Source organism: Maribacter thermophilus, assembly GCF_001020565.1.
In the GTDB taxonomy this organism is placed as follows: Bacteria; Bacteroidota; Bacteroidia; order Flavobacteriales; family Flavobacteriaceae; genus Maribacter; species Maribacter thermophilus.
This window is the reverse complement of the sequence record NZ_LDAS01000001.1, coordinates 1250038-1267562: the sequence shown is the minus strand read 5'-3', so window position 1 is coordinate 1267562 and position 17525 is coordinate 1250038. Positions and strand designations below refer to the sequence as shown.

The window sequence follows — 17525 nt, the reverse complement described above, 5'->3', positions numbered from 1 at the left end:
ATGGCTAAAAAATACAAAGGTTCGCTATCACTAGAATGGTATAACAAACAAAAATCTATTCTTGTAAGAAATCAAGATGATATTAAAATGGATTCAGATATTCCTGCTCCAAAAATTAATTGGATAAATAAAGAAGATGCTCTTTTTTATGAAATTGATGATGAAGAAGGAAAAGGATTAACACCTTATTGGGTTGATAGAAATGATATAAGAGTTAAGGAAGCTAGACCACTTGTATTACAAAACACTTTTAAGGGAACTCAAAACGATGTTGAAGGAACTTTACCTGATACATTAAAAGAGTGGATTATTGAAGAAGGTAAAAAAGAAGACTCAAGTATAGACAATATGTTGATAAAGGGAGATAATTTATTAGCTCTCAATACATTAAAGAAGATTTTAGATAATAAGCCAGATGAAGAAAAAATAAAATGTGTTTTTATTGACCCTCCATATAATACTGGTAATGCATTTGAGCAGTATGATGATAATCTCGAAATGTCTGAATGGTTATCAATGTTTCGAGATAGATTGGTAGGAATCTATGATTTAATGGCAAATGATGGGTTCATTTGGGTAACTTTAGATGACAACGCAATATTTCATGCAAAATTATTGATGGATGATATTTTTGGTAAGATGAATTTCATGGGTAATATAATATGGCAACATTCACTACAAGGAAAAGGATATGAAGGTAAATTTTCAATACATCATAATTATATTTTATGTTACAGAAAAAATGATGAAATAAAATTGGGATTAGATGAAAGATTAGAAAAACATAATATTAATTATTCAAATCCAGATAATGACCCGAATGGGGATTGGAGAAGTGGGGATGTTAGAAATTCATTATATAGACCAAACTTAATATATGATATAAAAACTCCATCAGGGAATGTAATTTCTCCTCCTGAAAATGGTTGGAGATGGAGTAAAGAAACTGTAAAGGAGAAAATAAAATCAGGCGAAATAATTTTTTCAGATGATGAAACCAGAATAATTAGGAAAATATATTTGAAGAATCAAAAAGGTAGAGTACCTGAATCAATTTGGTTTGACAAGGACTTAGATGATTTGCCTGAAAGTGTTTGGTATGGAGATGAATCAGGAACTACTAGGACTGCTAATAAAGAAATTAAAGATTTATTCGGACATAAAATATTTGATACACCGAAGCCTGAAAAATTGTTAAAGAAAATTATTCATTTAAGTACTAATGAAGGGGATTTAGTATTCGATTCTTTTGGTGGTAGTGGTACTACATTTTCAGTTGCACATAAAATGAATAGAAAATGGATAGGTGTAGAGATTGGTGGTCATGCTGATGAAGTGATTTTACCTAGAATGCTTAAAGTTATATCTAATGAAGATAAACTTGGTGTTTCAGAGGAAGTTAATTGGCAAGGAGGAGGTAGTTTTAAATATTATCATTTAGGAGAAAGTATAATTACTTTAAATCAAGATGGTACAGGCGATTTCAATTGGCGATTGGGACGAAGATATATTGAAGAATCTTTTTTAGCTTCTTATGATTACATTATAGATTATAGTATTGATTTATCAAATGGATTTATATTTCCTGATAATCAAATTCCTTTAATTGGCTTACAAGAAGTTGGAACTAAAAAAAGGGTTGCAATTATTTCATTAAATGCACCTGATGAAAACAATAATTTTATGGCTTATGATGAGATTTTTCATATATACCAACATGTTAAAAGACATTATAACCCTCAATATATTAACGTATTCACAAACAGAGGAGTTGAAATTGCCTATGAAAGTAAGCCTGATGATTTAGAGGTAATTAAAGTGCCAAAAGCAATCTTTTCCGAACTAGAAAAATAATATTGGCTATGGCAAAATTAAAGACACTTATAGCCTCATATTATCAGAGGTACGAAAAGGAGTTAAAACAGATAGTATCAGACTATCAAGTAAACAAAACTGCTTTATTTTCAACTTCTGAATTTTCGATATTCAATAGTTTAGAAGATGGAATTACTAAACACCAATTAAGGTATTATCAAATGAATGCCTTATATGTTTTAGATTATTTGTTTTCAACTTCACAAGCCGAGCTTGACTTAAATAAAAAGACTGGTAGAAGAATAAGCCCACTTATTAAAGATTTGTTAGATAAGACTGCCAAAGGGGAGAAAGCACCTTATATAGGCTATGAAATGGCGACAGGAAGTGGTAAAACTATGTTGATGGGGGCTTCCATATATTTATTAAATAAAAAGCATGGGATTGATAATTTTTTAATAATTACTCCACATGCAAAAAAGGATATATATCATAAAACAGTCAGGAATTTTACAAGTGGAAATTTTGAATCTGTTTGGGCTGATGATTCTCCGTTTAAATATAACTTAATTACTGGGGATAATTATCAACAGAATCTTTTTACAGATAAAGATGTTCCAAATATATTCATTTTTAACATGGATAAGTTTGGTGCAAATGCAACAAATACAGAAAAAGCGTGGGAATCTGCTATATGGAAAGATGAAGAAGGAAATACCATAGGGATAAAACAATTTTTACAAGACAAGAAATTAGTAATTATTACAGATGAAGCCCATCACGCTCAAAGTAAAGGAGGGTCTGGTAAAATAATTAAAAACTTTCATCCTTTATCGGTTATTGAGTTTACTGCAACGGCAGTAGAAAACAATAGAGACCAAGAAAAAAAGAATCAAACTATTGCTTTCAAATATGACATCAGAAGCTTATTAGAAGATGGTCATGGAAAGTTAGTAAGAGCGATTGCATTAGCTACTCCTGAAAAAGTTGAAAAATCCAAAACTGATGTTCCACAATCAGAGAGGTTAAAACTAATAACACTTTTCCTAATACATTTAATTAAAAAGAAGTCAGTCTTATTGGATGAAAAAGCAAAAGGATTGAAGCCTATATCTTTTGTAAAAGTTAAAGATGACACAAAATATACTCAAATTGTATTTGACTATATTAAAAATGACCTTTCAAATGATATTGATAACTTGAACATCATATTGGATAAAATAGCGATTCAAGACCTAGAAATAATCAATTTGATAAAGGGTTTATTGGAAAGTGAATATCAAAATGATATATCAAAAATTAGCAAGGATATTCAGGATATTGCAGAAACCTCAATTTTTTATCATGGAAAGTCAGATAAGGAAACTGAAAAGAAGTTTAATGAGATTAGAACTAATGAAGTTGAACTGGTAGTTTATATGCAAAAGCTAGATGAAGGTATTGATTTGCCTAATATCTATGCAATGGCAGTAATCAATGATACAGATACAGAATTTAAAACATCTGTAAAACAAATAATAGGTAGAGGAGTACGGCTTAATAAAGAAAAGAGAGAATTTGATGATATTGATGATGTTTTATTACAACAAGCAGAAAGATTACATATAGTTTGTGATAAGGGGAAAAATTTTGAAGAACAAATACAAGCCATACAAAAAGAATTTGGCTTGATTGATAAATATCTTTCTTATGAAAGAGAAAAGAAACAGGTTAATAACAATGTTAAATCTCATTTATTAGATGGTAAGTATTTGCCACATATTAAGGCAGATTTTAAAGTAAAAGAAGAAAATGGTCAGAAAGTAAGTTTAGTAGATTTAATTACAAATACTGATGCTATACTTGAGAGTTTTACTGATGATAATTGCTTTTCAGGAGAAAGTGATGAAATTAAAAGATTTGTAAAATATAAACCAAGCTCTTTTTTTGTTGAAGTTGATGTTTTTGCAGACAAAAAAGAATATCATCATCAAATTCAAAATGCAGGAGGTAAACCCAAACAATTAATTCTAGGGAATAAAGATGCAAAATCAATTTTAGGTCATGTAACAAGTCAATTGTATTGTCTTCCTGATACGGATTTCATAAATAAACAGTTTCAGGTTTATATGAATAAATTAAACGAGATAGGATTGCAATATTATCACATTTCAGATTCTGATGAAGAACTTGTTAGAAACCATTTCAGAAATACATTTTCATTCTTTTACAGAAATTACATTGAGAAAAGATATTTCCGATTAGATTTTAAACCAATATTTGCAGAAGATAGTTGGAACTTAAAGAAGCAATTTACAGAGACTACCATTACCATTCCGATTGACCAAATTGAGAACAAGGATGGGATTAAGCTAAAAGATAAGACAAAGCTTATCGAACTAATTAAAGAGGGTTATAATTTTTATGGATATGATAATAATATCTATGACTATTCTAAATTCGATTCTTATACTGAAAAGAAATTAGCTGATTATTTTGATATAATTACTAATGAAAATAATGTTGGTCTAATTCCTTTTTGGATTAAAAATGATAGGCAAATTCATTTCTCATACGGTAGTAAAAAATACTTCCCTGATTTCATCGTATTGTATAAAGATATGCTTTATGTAGTTGAGGGCAAAGGAGAAAAATTCTTTGACAACAAGAAAAGTCAATTGTTGGAAAAACTTAATGAAGCAGAAGGGAATGATATAATAAAAAAATACAACGGTATCATGGTACTTGATAGTTATGCAGATGTATTTGATGAAGGGGATTCATGGAATGATTTTGTTGAAAATGCTAAAACTACTTTTGATAAATTTAAGAACTCACTTGAAGTAGAGAGTACAGTTGATGAGGAACTTAAATATAAAACTTATTTACCTCTTTACACTCCTAAAAACGCACATAGAAGGTTTTATAAAAAGCAATCTAAAGTTAAAATATCAGGGTGGGTAAAAGTACCTGAAAAAGATTACCCTAATACAGTTATAGCAATAAAAGTTATTGGAGGTTTACTAAATCCCAAGTATAATGCTAATGATTTAATTTTAATTGATACAGATTTCAAATTATCTCAAATAGAAGATAAGATAGGTTTGATATATAATAATTCAATCAAGGATTATTATGAGCCAGAGGGATATACTGTAAGAAAGCTAAATTTAAAGCAAGAAAAAGGAGATAGTTTATTTGGAAGTTATACTTTAGAATTATCAGCCTTACATCCTGCATTTCCTAAAATGACAATTGACAATATTACCAGTGAAAACCAGTTAGAGGTCATTGGTGTTGAATACCAAGAGTAAAATGTTTGCTTTAGTTGACTGTAATAGCTTTTATGCCTCTTGTGAAAGAGTGTTTCGTCCAGACTTAAATGGAAAGCCAGTTGTGGTTTTGTCAAATAATGATGGGTGTGTAATTGCACGTTCAAATGAAGCTAAAGAAATTGGAATACCTATGGGGGCAGTTGCCTATCAATACCAAGAGGTTTTTAATAAAAATAGTGTAAATGTATTTTCATCTAACTATACTTTATACGGAGATATTAGTAACAGGGTAATGAATATCTTATCAACCTATACTCCTGATGTTGAGATTTATTCAATTGATGAAGCTTTTTTGAAATTTGAAGGTTTTGACCAATATGATTTTAATTCTTATTGTTTAGAAATTAAAGCTAAAGTTAAAAAGTGGACTGGAATTCCAGTATCAATTGGAGTAGCCCCTACAAAAGCTTTGTCTAAAATCGCAAATAAGATAGCTAAGAAGTATCAAAACCTAACAGAAGGGGTTTATGTTATCGACACAGAAGAAAAGCGTTTAAAAGCTCTTAAATGGACTAAAATTGAAGATGTGTGGGGAATTGGAAGAAGAATTTCAGATAGACTTAAAAAACATAATGTTTTTAATGCTTATCAGTTTACTGAATTACCTAGTGAATGGGTAAGAAAAGAGTTTTCAATAGTTGGTTTAAGACTACAAAGAGAATTAATGGGAATAATGACTTTAGATTTAGATGAAGTCAAAAACAAAAAAGCTATTGCAACGACTCGCTCTTTTGAAAAAAACCTATCGAGTTTAAATGAAGTTAAAGAGAGGATTTCAACTTTTGCAGTATCATGTGCTGAAAAATTGAGGAAACAGAACTCATGTACTAATTTGATTTTAGTTTTTTTACACACTAATTCTCATAGAAAAGACCATAGGCAATATGGAAAAAATATAGTGGTTAAATTACCTTATCCTACAAACTCATCATTGACAATTAATAAATATGCTCAAATTGGTTTAAAGTCAATTTTCAAGGAGGGATATTATTATAAAAAGGCAGGTGTAATGGTTATGGGAATTGTTCCTGAAAATCAAAGGCAATTAAATATGTTTTGTGAGGAAAATCCAAAACATTTATCTTTAATGAAAACAATTGATAAGTTGAACAAAATTACTGGTCAAAAAAAGGTAAGATTAGGAAGTCAGGATTTAGGTAGAACATGGAAGATGAGACAAGAGAGACTTTCAAAAAAATATACTACTGACTGGAATGAATTATTAGAGGTTGAATAATGAGTATAGTTAAAATACCAAAGTTAAGTTCAGAACTAGAATTTGTGCCATTTGAATTACTTGAAGATGAAATTAAGGTTAAGTATTTTTCAGATGGTGTTCAAGCAGGGTTTCCAAGTCCTGCTGACGATTTTAAAGAGCAAAGAATCAGTTTGGATTCTAAATATTTAACAAATCCTGATGCAACTTTTTTAGTAAGAGTAAAGGGAGATTCAATGTACCCAACTTTACAAATAGGAGATTTGTTGATAGTCAAGTCAGATAAGGAGTTATTAGATAATAAAATTGGAATTCTATCAGTAAATAATACAGAATTTACAGTTAAAAGATTTGATAAGGAGAAAAACATTTTAATTGCTGATAATAAATCATTTCCAAATATTGAAATTGGAGAAGATGATACAATTTTATGTTTAGGAATAGTTCAACATTTCATTAGAGATTTATAATGTGTTTCCATACCAGTCAGACAAAGAAAGTAGTTAAATTAGAAAATAGGTTTAAAGTAAGCCTATATGATGAAGATTCTAGGGATGCATTTGACATACCCTCATATCATCTAAATGGATTTTCACATCCTAATATGCTATTTATACCACAAGAAGAACCATCAGTACTAACAATAGGAACATGGGGAATTGCACCCTCAAACACCAAAATAGAAGGTTTAAGAGACTATTATAAAAAAGCAGTACAATTTGGTGGAGGTCTTAATGCTCAATCAGAGAAGCTATTTGAACACTTCATTTATAAAAGGTCAGTCAGTTCAAAAAGATGTATAATTCCAGTTACAGGCTTTTATGAACCTCACGATTATAAAGGAAAGAAATATCCTTATCATATAAAAAGAACTGATGATGAAGTTTTTGGACTAGCAGGAATTTACACTTCAATAGATGAATATTTTACTTTCACAATTCTAACTAAAACAGCATCTCCACTTTTTGCTGATATTCACAATTTAAGAAAAAGACAACCAGTAATTCTATCTAAAGAAAATGAAGAAAGCTGGTTATCAGATTCATTAAATGATAATGAAATCAAAGAACTGGTAAATCATAAATTTGATGATTCACAATTATCAACTTTTACTGTAAGTAGAGATTTATTCAATGCAAGAATAAATACTAATATTTCAGAGATTGTAAATCAAGTTCACTATGATGAATTGAATACTTTATTTTAATGTTAAAAAGGGAAAAAAAGGATAAAAGATATAATGATTACTTCGATAATTACTCTAACAGAATTTTGGATAGTATGAAGGGTGGTTTTTTGATTTTGATTATATTATTGGTAATTTTTGGATTGTTTAAAGCATATATTTACTTCTTTGGTCAATAAATCAGATTTTTATTTAAAATTCACAATTTTAAACACATTTTCCCAAGATTAGACAAAATGATTTTCTCAAACTTTGATTATATTGTTGTACTAGTTGAGAACCCTTGTGAAAAAAACAGGGTAAAATAGGTCTAAAATAGTGGTTAAGAGATAGGGTTGTTTCTCAATCTTTTTTAGAGAAATCAAATAAATCCTTTAAGTCAACATTTAATGCAGAAGCAATCTCATAAGCAGTACTTATGGTAGTGTTTAACATACCTCTTTCAATTCTACTTATTTGTGAAATTTCCAATTCAATTTCAAAAGCTAGGTGTTCTTGAGTAATCCCTTTTTGCTTTCGGATTTTACGCAAATTAATACCAAACTCTTTTAAAAGCTTGTCATTTCTTACAGGAGGCTTTCTTGTTTTATTAGATTTTTTCACACTCAAAAGTGTGCAATTAGGCAAAGAAACCTATGGGCAAACTTGCCTATATTTAGTTTTAATTTGTATTATTGTTATGGATTAAAACAAAGATTATAAAATGAATAGAAGTATATCAGTTGTAATTGTAATGCTTTATGTAATTAACATAAAGGCTCAAACTGGAGCATCTGCTCATTCTGATGCAATTCACGCATTTGATGATTCACATAAAGGGGGTGGAGGTTTAGGGTTTGGAGCTTTAATTGTAATGATAATCATTTTTATAGTAGCACTATATATATGGGGGAATTCTATGAATAAAGGAAAAAAATGAATTGCTCTTGTGGAAATACAATGAATTTAGTTTTTATTCCTGATAAACTGAATAAACCAAAGTTCAAATGGAGTTGTTCCTTTTGTAAAAAGGCTACAATTTACAAGCAACAAATACAAATTGATTTTGCCAATGAAGATTTTAAATCAATTATTGACAATTTGAAAAATATGAGTGATGAGGAACAGGAAAAAATTATCAATGAGATTAAATCCCAAATGGTAAATATCCTCAAACATTTTATTGAGTGTGATAAAGGATGGCATTATAATACTTTGTTCAAAAGCCTTATAAAGCCTTATTTGGACAATCCTTTAGTGTTAGATTTTGTATTAAAATCAGATGTTATAAAAGCTACTAAAATCAAAGGAATAACAGGTGCAAAAATTTATCCTGAATTACAAGAAAAGTTAATAAAAGTAGATAGCCCAAATATCAAGAATTACTTAAAAAATGAATTTAAAACTACTGTCTTATGAAATTTACAAAACTTATTACAGTTTTATTTTTGACTGGTTTATTAATTAGTTGCTCATCATCTGATGAAAATAATACGAATGATGTAAATAATCAAAACACTTTTACAATAGCTAATAATAGTTATGAAATTACTAATGCTTATATAAAAAGAGATAATTTAGGTAATAGTGGTCTTTATACAATCCTTTTAACCAAAGGCGAAATATTAGATTTTAATTCAAATCCACAATTATTTTCTAATGACTTTGAATATGGTTTAGGGTTTGTGGTTAGAGTACCAGTAGAAGCTTCAATTTTACCAAGTATTACTTTTAACTATGACGAGGATGGAAACTCAAATAACTACTTATCAGTATTAAGTTTTAGTAATCAATATCAAATTTCAAATAATGAGGTTCAATCATATAATACAGTTATGAATCAAAATGATATTGTAAATGAAGAAGCAAGGATAATTGTAAATGAACTTAATGATGGCACTTTTAATTTCAATTTTAATGCAGTTACAACTTTAGGACAATTTAATGGGAGTTATACTGGAGTAGTTGAAATAATAAATTAAATTATTATTTTATGTTAATGTTTCTTAACAAAATCAACCATTCGTCGATAATTTAAATGATTATTAACATAAAATAATACAGAATTTTATCAAATTGCATTTCTAAAAAAAAAGATTTAACTTCGTTAACTCTTTAAGTTAAAAACAAAGAGCTTCCTTCTTAAAATCTTAAAAATTCTAGCTTTTTAATAATTTAAAGTTTACTTTTTTTAAACTTATAAAAGATTAATAGGTCAAAGGTAATGACTGGTTTAAGTTAGTCTGAGTTTAAACCCTTAAAAGATAAAAATCGCTTACTTTTTTTAGTTTTCTTTTTTTTTGACCCTATAAATCCAGTAGGGATTAAGATTTTATTTGATTAAGGGTGTGGTATGTTTTTTTGGGAAATTTTGGTTATTTTTAAGAGATAAATATTGATAATGATAGTCATATACTTCATAATATTTTTTACCCCCTCAATATATAATATAACAGACGTGGCCCTTGTAGGCGGCGGGGCCTACCCGCAACCAGGAGAAATATCACTTTCCCATAACGGGGTTCTATTTTTGGATGAATTACCAGAGTTTAAACGCGGTGTACTCGAAGTTATGAGGCAACCCTTGGAGGATAGGGAAGTGACCATTTCAAGGGCCCGTTTCACGGTTACCTACCCAAGTAGCTTTATGTTAGTGGCCAGTATGAACCCAAGCCCTGGAGGGTATTTTAATGATCCCGATGCTCCCGTTACCTCCTCACCGGCAGAAATGCAACGGTATTTGGGTAAGATTTCAGGGCCTCTTTTGGATCGTATAGATATTCATATAGAGGTAACCCCCGTGCCTTTCGAAAAATTATCAGAAGACCGGAAAGGTGAGGGCAGTGTAGAGATCAGAAAAAGAGTGACGGCCGCTAGAGAGATACAGACAAAAAGGTTTAAAGGGTTGGAAAATGTTCACTATAATGCCCAAATGAATACCAAACAGATAAGGGAGTTCTGTAGGCTTGACAATAAATCAAAAGAGCTGTTGAAAAATGCTATGGAACGGTTGAATCTATCCGCAAGGGCCTACGATAGAATTTTAAAAGTTTCCCGTACCATTGCGGATCTGGCCGGTGAACCCGAATTAAATGGGAGTCATATAAGCGAGGCCATACAATATAGATCGCTGGATAGAGAAGGCTGGCTGGGTTAACAAATAACTTTGTACTAGCTATAATGCTTTTTAGAGCGATAATTCTTCGTTATTGTTATCGCTGTTCTCCTTTTTTGAGGAATTAAAGATGTCTTTTAAGATATACGCCGTTACTACGGTAAGCCCTACGGTTAGTGTAGGAATAGCATAATCCCAACCTAGAAGATGCATTAAGCCTCCGGATATAATGGTAAGTACCCCTATTACCATGGCAAAATTCCATATTATTTCTGTAACGGAATTTTTTGGTTTTCGGTTATCATCCATAAAGTAAGCGGTACCTTCCATGGCAAACCATGTGATAAAGGTAATTGCTGTTCCTATCTGAAAAACTATGGTGTAGGGGAAGTCTAAAATTCTGAGCATACCGTTAGTGGTCCAAAACAAGACCAAGATCATTTTTACATAAGACACGGGCCGCTTGTTTTTCTTTTTGCTAAAACGTATGGCATATAGGACGCCAATAGCCAAAAAAGATATAAATATTACGATTTTGGCATATGGCCAGTTTAATATTCGCATCACTATACCTACCAACAAAGTTGCCAATGCCAATCTAATCGGTGTTTTAAGCGTTTTATTGGAACGGTCCATAGAAGTGCGTTTTAATTGATTACTTTGATGTTTGCTTTTAGACCTTCTATTATTCCTATTATATTTTGTACCGTTTCGTTTAAATAATTGCGGATTAAAATATGTGGAATTCGAATGGTCGTAAAACCATTTTTAAAAGAATGCATAGCTTCTTCTAATTGGTTAATAGCTTGGTCTTCCGTTAGTTTGTCATATTCAGAATCTATTTCTATATTCAGTTTTACTCTTGATATGGCAATATCTATCGACTTTTTACCATCCCACCATTCTAGCATTCCCTGTATTCCGGCTTCCTTTAATCCATAGTAAAGTTGAATAGCTTCTAATGGTGTTTTCTTTTTTCTTATAAGTTCTAGCATAAGACCATGATGATGTGAGCAAAGCTCAACTCCTAAACTGTCAATCGCATTTTTATGGTCTAAATATCCTAGTTCCTTTTTACATTCTACACAAGTCATTAAGTAGGTTAAGTTTTTTGGTTCGGGGTTATTAATAACAGCAAAATTTTAGGTTTATTATTTAAAATCGATGTATGACATCTTAGTTTTAGACGAATGACTTTTTTTTAGATGAACGGCATTTTAAAATGTTAAATCTGTTGTGAAATTCAATTTTTGAGAAGGCAAATTTTTGGGGGTTTTTACATATATCTTTACATTCAACCATAAATTATACAAATGTTCAAGAAAATTGGTCCGGGAGTTTTAGTTGCCGCAGCCTTTATTGGTCCGGGAACGGTCACTGCGTGTACCCTAGCGGGAGTTGAGTTCGGTTATTCTTTATTGTGGGCAATGCTCTTATCCATTGTTGCGACCATGGTACTTCAAGAGATGTCCGCTAGATTGGGTATAATTACCCAAAAGGGTTTGGCAGAGGTCATAAAAAGTGAATTTAAAAATAAATGGATACGAAATACTGTCATTATTATAATTCTGGCGGCGGTGGTTATTGGTAATGCGGCCTATGAGGCAGGCAATATTGGAGGTGGGAGTTTAGGGCTGGAAGCAGTTTTTGGGGATACCTATATAATGTATTACCCTTTTTTGATCGGCGGCTTGGCTTTCTGTCTATTATATCTGGGCAATTATAAGGTGTTGGAAAAGGCTTTTGTAGTATTGGTGTTGATCATGAGCCTTTCATTTGTATTAACGGCCATCATTACAAAACCCGATATTATAGAAGTAATAAAAGGTTTGTTTGTGCCAAAGGTTACCAATGAGAACCTGCTCACCATTATTGCCTTGGTGGGTACTACGGTGGTTCCATATAACTTATTTCTTCATGCCTCTTTGGTAAGTGAGAAATGGAAATCAAAAAGTGATTTGAAATCTTGTAAGAGAGATACTTTTGTTTCTATAGCGGTAGGAGGTTTCGTATCTCTGTGTATTATAATATCCGCTGCATCCATAGATGCCGTTAAGGTACGTAGTGTAATGGACCTTGCTAAGGGGTTGGAGCCTTTGTATGGTGCAGGGGCAAAATATTTTATGGGGGTCGGGTTGTTTGCTGCAGGGGTTACTTCTGCGATAACCGCACCTTTGGCCGCCGCTTATGTTGCCGCTAGCTGTTTTGGGTGGGAGAACGGATTTAAAAACAATAAATTCAGAATGGTTTGGATGACAATTCTTGGGTTGGGCGTCTTTTTCCTATTTTTCGGTATTAAACCCATAGAGGTAATAAAGTTTGCACAGGTTGCCAATGGCATACTGTTACCTTTAATAGCAATATTTCTATTATGGGTCGTGAACAAGACTTCTGTAATGGGGATTTATAAGAATAATCTATTGCAAAACTTGATGGGGATAACTATCGTATGTTTATCCATAGTATTAGGGGTAAAGAGTATTTTAAAGGTTTTTGATTTATTGTAGATGAGCAAGTATTTTATTGATATTAATTGTGATGTTGGTGAGGGTGTAAAAAATGAAGACAAACTTTTTCCCTTCATTTCTTCTTGTAATGTTGCATGTGGTGGTCATATTGGCAATACAGAGTCTATGTCCGCAACCGTAACATTGGCAAAAGCCAATAATGTAAAGATTGGGGCACACCCGGCCTATCCGGATCAATTAAATTTCGGAAGGGTCTCCATGGAGATATCCGAGAGTGTACTTGTAAAAAGTATTCAAGAGCAAATAGCAGACCTACATAAAGTATGTATGGATAAAGGAGCGGAGCTTGTGCATATTAAGCCACATGGTGCGCTTTACAACGATATTGCCAAAGACGAATCTTTGGCGGCCTTATTTTTAAGAGCCATAGAGCCCTATAGGTCTCGTTTGTTCTTATATGTGCCCTATGGTTCTAAAATTGAAACTTTGGCAGAGACAGAGGGCTTTAAAGTAAAGAGAGAAGCTTTTGCCGATAGAAATTATAACAATGATCTGAGCTTGGTTTCTAGAAGAAACGAAAATGCCATTATTAGAAACCCAAAAGAGGTCATGGAACATTTGATACTTATCATTAAAGAACACAAGGTACGTACCGTTTCTAAAGACATTAAAACACTTTTTGCAGATACTTATTGTGTACATGGCGATACACCCGAAGCATTACAAATATTGATGTACCTTTCAGAAGAAATGCCCAATCAACATATATTCTTTAAAAAATGAATCACGCACCTATTAAAATTAAACCTTATGGAGAGCATGCCATTTTAATAGAGTGGCCGAATATGGTAGATGAAAACATACTCGATAGTATCATCTTGTTTGATGAGTATTTAAAAACACATTGTTTGCCCAAAGGAATATGGGAAACGGTAACGGCCTATAACTCGCTATTAGTGGTAAACCAAGTGGAAAAAGTAGATTATATTACCTATAAAAAGAAAATAGGGGAGTGGTATGCCAATATAGAAAAAGGTAGTAAAAGAGAACAACTGCTATGGAAACTGCCGGTATTGTATGATCTGGATTTTGGAATAGATTTGGAAGAGGTGGCGCAAAAGGCTGGAAAAACAGTGTCCGAGGTCATAGAGCTACATACAAGTCATGTTTATACCGTGTATGGTATAGGCTTTTTGCCTGGCTTTATGTATTTGGGCGGGCTCCCGAAAGAATTGGAGGTTTCTAGAAAATCAGAACCTCGCTTACAGGTAAAAAAGGGATCTGTGGGCATAGCGGGCAAACAAACGGGAATTTATCCACAAGACTCCCCCGGAGGGTGGAACATTATAGGAAGCTGCCCTATTCCTATTTTCGATATCAATAAAGAGGACCCCTGTTTCGTAAGTGTAGGTGATAAAATCCAATTTCAACAAATTACCTTGGCAGAGTACAACTTACATAAAATAGAAACCGAGGTGGGTATTTATAAACCAGAAAAAATTGTTTTAAATGCTTAAGGTTTTAAAATCGGGGTTTTATACCAGTGTTCAAGATTTAGGAAGGTTTGGTTACAGAAACAAAGGCGTTCCCGTCTCTGGGGTTATGGATCATATTTCTGTAAAAAAGGCAAATTCGCTTTTAGAAAATAAAGTGACGGATGCCGTACTGGAAATTACGATGACCGGACCAACATTGATTTTCGAAAAGAGCACGTCCATAGTTATGGCAGGAGCCTCTATGTCGGTAACGTTAAACAACGAACCGGTTCGGAACTATAAAATATATCAGGTTCATGAAGGAGATATTCTTTCCTATGGTAAATTGAACAAAGGGTTTAGGGCCTATCTTGCCATCAAGGGTGGTTTTACCACAAACGAAGTACTGTCCAGTAGGTCGTTTTATATCCCTATAACCCAAGTGAACAGGTTAAAAGATGGTGATAGTATACCTTATGACGGATATGCCGATTTTATACCAAAGATCTCAGAAATAAAAACAGATAGTTTTCTGGACGAAACCATTTTGGAAGTATATAAAGCTCCGGAATTTGATTTGTTAGACGATAGACAGCTAGAAAGTTTGTTCTCTAAAGATTTCACCATATCCAAACAAAACAATAGAATGGCCTATCAGTTAAAAGAAAATATTGTGGGGTTGGAGTATAGTATGTTGACCTCTGCCACTTTGCCGGGAACGGTGCAACTAACACCTTCGGGCAGATTGATCGTACTTATGAAAGACGGCCAGACTACGGGTGGGTATCCACGAATCCTCCAGTTGTCAGATAAGGCCATCTCAATTTTGGCTCAAAAAAGGGAAGGAAACAATGTGTCCTTTAAATTGATATAGTTGTTATATTATAAACAAAATTTTAAAAGTAATTATTTACATGGTGCGGGTAATTTGAATATTTTAATGTAATATTGTTTTATGAATTTGAACGAAATACTAATCAATGTGGTCATTATTATTCCTGAACGGGAATGATATAGATTTTTTATTGATTTAAAAACCTGTATCAGAAAACTCCGATACAGGTTTTTTTTTGGTGTAATATCCAATATCTTGATTTATTGGATATGATATAAAAAGAATATGTAACTAATTGATTTTCAATTAATTAATGTGATTTTGGTAAAATTGAATTTGGATCTGTCGTTATGGATAAAAAAAAGGCGGATTTTAAACTTTTATCTTTGATTAAGACCGATTATAAAATTGATATAAGCATACTAGAATAAATATGGAATTAAATAAATACAGTAAAAGTGTAACACAAGATCCTACCTTGCCGGCAGCGCAAGCAATGCTACATGCTATTGGTTTAACAGATGAAGACTTACAAAAGCCATTGATCGGTATAGCAAGTACAGGTTATGAGGGAAACCCTTGTAATATGCACTTAAACGATTTGGCCCTACATGTAAAAAAAGGTGCTGAAAATGCCAATATGGTCGGACTGATTTTTAACACAATAGGGGTCAGTGATGGTATATCAAATGGTACTCCTGGTATGCGTTTTTCCTTACCATCAAGAGATATTATCGCCGATTCTATGGAAACTGTAGTAGAAGCCATGAGTTATGATGGTTTGGTTACGGTTGTAGGTTGTGATAAAAATATGCCGGGAGCCTTGATGGCAATGTTAAGGTTGAACAGACCTTCTATTTTGGTCTATGGAGGTACTATTGCCTCTGGTTGCCATAATGGTAAAAAATTGGATATAATCTCTGCTTTTGAGGCTTATGGTCAAAAAGTAGCCGGAACCATAGATGAAGCGGAATATAAAGAGGTGGTACATAAAGCTTGTCCGGGAGCGGGTGCGTGTGGTGGTATGTACACTGCAAACACCATGGCCTCGGCCATAGAGGCTTTGGGCATGTCGTTACCCTTTAACTCATCTAATCCTGCGGTAAGCAACGGAAACATTAAGGAAGAAGAAAGTAAAAAGGCGGGTGAGGCCCTACGTTTGCTTTTAGAAAAAGACTTAAAGCCTTTAGATATCGTTACGAAAGAATCTTTAGAAAATGCCTTTAGATTGGTAACTGTACTAGGCGGATCTACAAATGCCGTGCTCCACTTTTTGGCAATAGCCAAAGCGGCAAAATTGGAATTTACCTTAGAGGATTTTAAAAGAATAAGTGACAATACCCCTTTATTGGCAGATTTAAAGCCTAGTGGAAAATATTCTATGGAAGATTTACATGGAGTGGGAGGCATACCGGGAGTATTAAAATATATGTTGGACAATGGCATGCTTCATGGCGATTGCCTAACGGTTACAGGTAAAACTTTGGCCGAAAACCTAAAAGATGTCCCCAATCTAATAGATGGTCAGCAAATTATTAAGACTCTTGATAATCCAGTTAAGGAAACCGGACATATCAGAATATTGTTCGGTAACCTGGCTACAGAAGGGGCCGTGGCAAAAATTACAGGAAAAGAAGGACTTTCTTTCAGGGGTACGGCCAATGTTTTTGATAGTGAAACAGCCGTGAACGAGGGTATTAAAAACGGTAAGGTTAAAAAAGGAGACGTAGTTATTATTAGATATGAAGGTCCTAAAGGTGCTCCGGGTATGCCAGAAATGTTGAAGCCCACATCTTCCATTATGGGGGCAGGTCTGGGTAAAGATGTTGCACTGATTACCGATGGCCGATTTTCTGGTGGTTCTCATGGTTTTGTTGTAGGGCACGTAGCGCCCGAAGCTCAGGTTGGTGGTAATATAGCCTTGGTCGAAAATGGTGACATTATCTCTATAGATGCAGTGAACAATACCATAAATATTGAAATCTCTGAAGAAGAACTTACAAAAAGAAGAGAGAAATGGGTAGCTCCTAAATTAAAAGCTGAAAGAGGAATTTTATACAAATATGCCAAAACCGTATCATCGGCTTCCAAAGGTTGTGTAACGGATGAGTTTTAGGGCAAA

The 17525-nt window shown here is 32.8% G+C and carries 16 protein-coding genes and 1 pseudogene; 14 read left to right on the top strand and 3 right to left on the bottom strand.

The features are described 5' to 3' along the window. The 5 genes from AB657_RS17610 to AB657_RS05520 are packed head-to-tail and all read left to right on the top strand — an operon-like array spanning nt 1 to nt 7552. Nucleotides 1-1854: a site-specific DNA-methyltransferase gene (locus AB657_RS17610; RefSeq protein WP_052958635.1), complete on the top strand. Its 1854-nt coding sequence runs from the start codon at nt 1-3 to the stop codon at nt 1852-1854. Nucleotides 1855-1862: 8 nt separating this feature from the next. Continuing rightward, nucleotides 1863-5108, top strand: coding sequence for a DEAD/DEAH box helicase (locus AB657_RS05535; RefSeq protein ID WP_047245582.1), 3246 nt, complete (start codon nt 1863-1865; stop codon nt 5106-5108). A gap of 1 nt (nt 5109) precedes the next feature. Continuing rightward, nucleotides 5110-6366: a Y-family DNA polymerase gene (locus AB657_RS05530; protein ID WP_047245581.1), complete on the top strand. Its 1257-nt coding sequence runs from the start codon at nt 5110-5112 to the stop codon at nt 6364-6366. After that, nucleotides 6366-6815: a LexA family protein gene (locus AB657_RS05525; protein WP_047245580.1), complete on the top strand. Its 450-nt coding sequence runs from the start codon at nt 6366-6368 to the stop codon at nt 6813-6815. Before AB657_RS05530 ends, AB657_RS05525 begins: the two co-directional genes overlap by 1 nt. Further along, nucleotides 6815-7552 carry an SOS response-associated peptidase gene (locus AB657_RS05520; RefSeq protein ID WP_047245579.1) on the top strand — a complete coding sequence of 246 codons (738 nt, stop codon included), beginning with the start codon at nt 6815-6817 and terminating at the stop codon, nt 7550-7552. Before AB657_RS05525 ends, AB657_RS05520 begins: the two co-directional genes overlap by 1 nt. A gap of 321 nt (nt 7553-7873) precedes the next feature. Here AB657_RS05520 and AB657_RS05515 read toward each other — a convergent pair whose 3' ends face one another. Beyond that, nucleotides 7874-8134 carry a helix-turn-helix domain-containing protein gene (locus AB657_RS05515; protein WP_047245578.1) on the bottom strand — a complete coding sequence of 87 codons (261 nt, stop codon included), beginning with the start codon at nt 8132-8134 and terminating at the stop codon, nt 7874-7876. Nucleotides 8135-8234: 100 nt separating this feature from the next. Between AB657_RS05515 and AB657_RS05510 the strand changes: the two genes are divergently transcribed. From AB657_RS05510 to AB657_RS05495, 4 genes and pseudogenes are all read left to right on the top strand, one after another. Continuing rightward, on the top strand, nt 8235-8450 hold the full coding sequence (locus AB657_RS05510; protein ID WP_047245577.1) for a hypothetical protein: 216 nt from the start codon (nt 8235-8237) through the stop codon (nt 8448-8450). 20 nt (nt 8451-8470) lie between these two features. Then, nucleotides 8471-8929, top strand: coding sequence for a hypothetical protein (locus tag AB657_RS05505; RefSeq protein WP_047245576.1), 459 nt, complete (start codon nt 8471-8473; stop codon nt 8927-8929). Beyond that, complete coding sequence (locus AB657_RS05500) at nt 8926-9492, top strand: hypothetical protein (RefSeq protein WP_047245575.1); 567 nt, start codon at nt 8926-8928, stop codon at nt 9490-9492. The genes AB657_RS05505 and AB657_RS05500 overlap by 4 nt, the downstream gene beginning before the upstream one ends. A gap of 461 nt (nt 9493-9953) precedes the next feature. Beyond that, nucleotides 9954-10667, top strand: a pseudogene (locus AB657_RS05495) (YifB family Mg chelatase-like AAA ATPase); the annotation flags it as partial. 30 nt (nt 10668-10697) lie between these two features. On the opposite strand, the gene AB657_RS05490 reads toward AB657_RS05495, so the two are convergent. Together AB657_RS05490 and AB657_RS05485 are read right to left on the bottom strand one after the other, a co-directional pair. Next, a complete protein-coding gene (locus AB657_RS05490) occupies nt 10698-11261 on the bottom strand; it encodes a hypothetical protein (protein ID WP_047245574.1) in 564 nt (187 codons plus the stop codon). 11 nt (nt 11262-11272) lie between these two features. Beyond that, nucleotides 11273-11719, bottom strand: coding sequence for a hypothetical protein (locus AB657_RS05485; RefSeq protein WP_047245573.1), 447 nt, complete (start codon nt 11717-11719; stop codon nt 11273-11275). A gap of 219 nt (nt 11720-11938) precedes the next feature. Between AB657_RS05485 and AB657_RS05480 the strand changes: the two genes are divergently transcribed. The 5 genes from AB657_RS05480 to ilvD all read left to right on the top strand — a co-directional run bounded on the left by AB657_RS05480 (nt 11939) and on the right by ilvD (nt 17519). Continuing rightward, the gene (locus AB657_RS05480; RefSeq protein ID WP_047245572.1) at nt 11939-13132 is read left to right on the top strand and encodes an Nramp family divalent metal transporter; all 1194 of its coding nucleotides are present in this window, start codon (nt 11939-11941) and stop codon (nt 13130-13132) included. Beyond that, complete coding sequence (gene pxpA, locus AB657_RS05475) at nt 13133-13876, top strand: 5-oxoprolinase subunit PxpA (protein WP_047245571.1); 744 nt, start codon at nt 13133-13135, stop codon at nt 13874-13876. Then, nucleotides 13873-14610: a 5-oxoprolinase subunit PxpB gene (gene pxpB / locus AB657_RS05470; protein ID WP_047245570.1), complete on the top strand. Its 738-nt coding sequence runs from the start codon at nt 13873-13875 to the stop codon at nt 14608-14610. The genes pxpA and pxpB overlap by 4 nt, the downstream gene beginning before the upstream one ends. Beyond that, nucleotides 14603-15442, top strand: coding sequence for a 5-oxoprolinase subunit C family protein (locus AB657_RS05465; protein ID WP_047245569.1), 840 nt, complete (start codon nt 14603-14605; stop codon nt 15440-15442). Before pxpB ends, AB657_RS05465 begins: the two co-directional genes overlap by 8 nt. A gap of 394 nt (nt 15443-15836) precedes the next feature. Further along, on the top strand, nt 15837-17519 hold the full coding sequence (gene ilvD, locus AB657_RS05460) for a dihydroxy-acid dehydratase (RefSeq protein ID WP_047245568.1): 1683 nt from the start codon (nt 15837-15839) through the stop codon (nt 17517-17519). Nucleotides 17520-17525 lie beyond the last annotated feature (6 nt).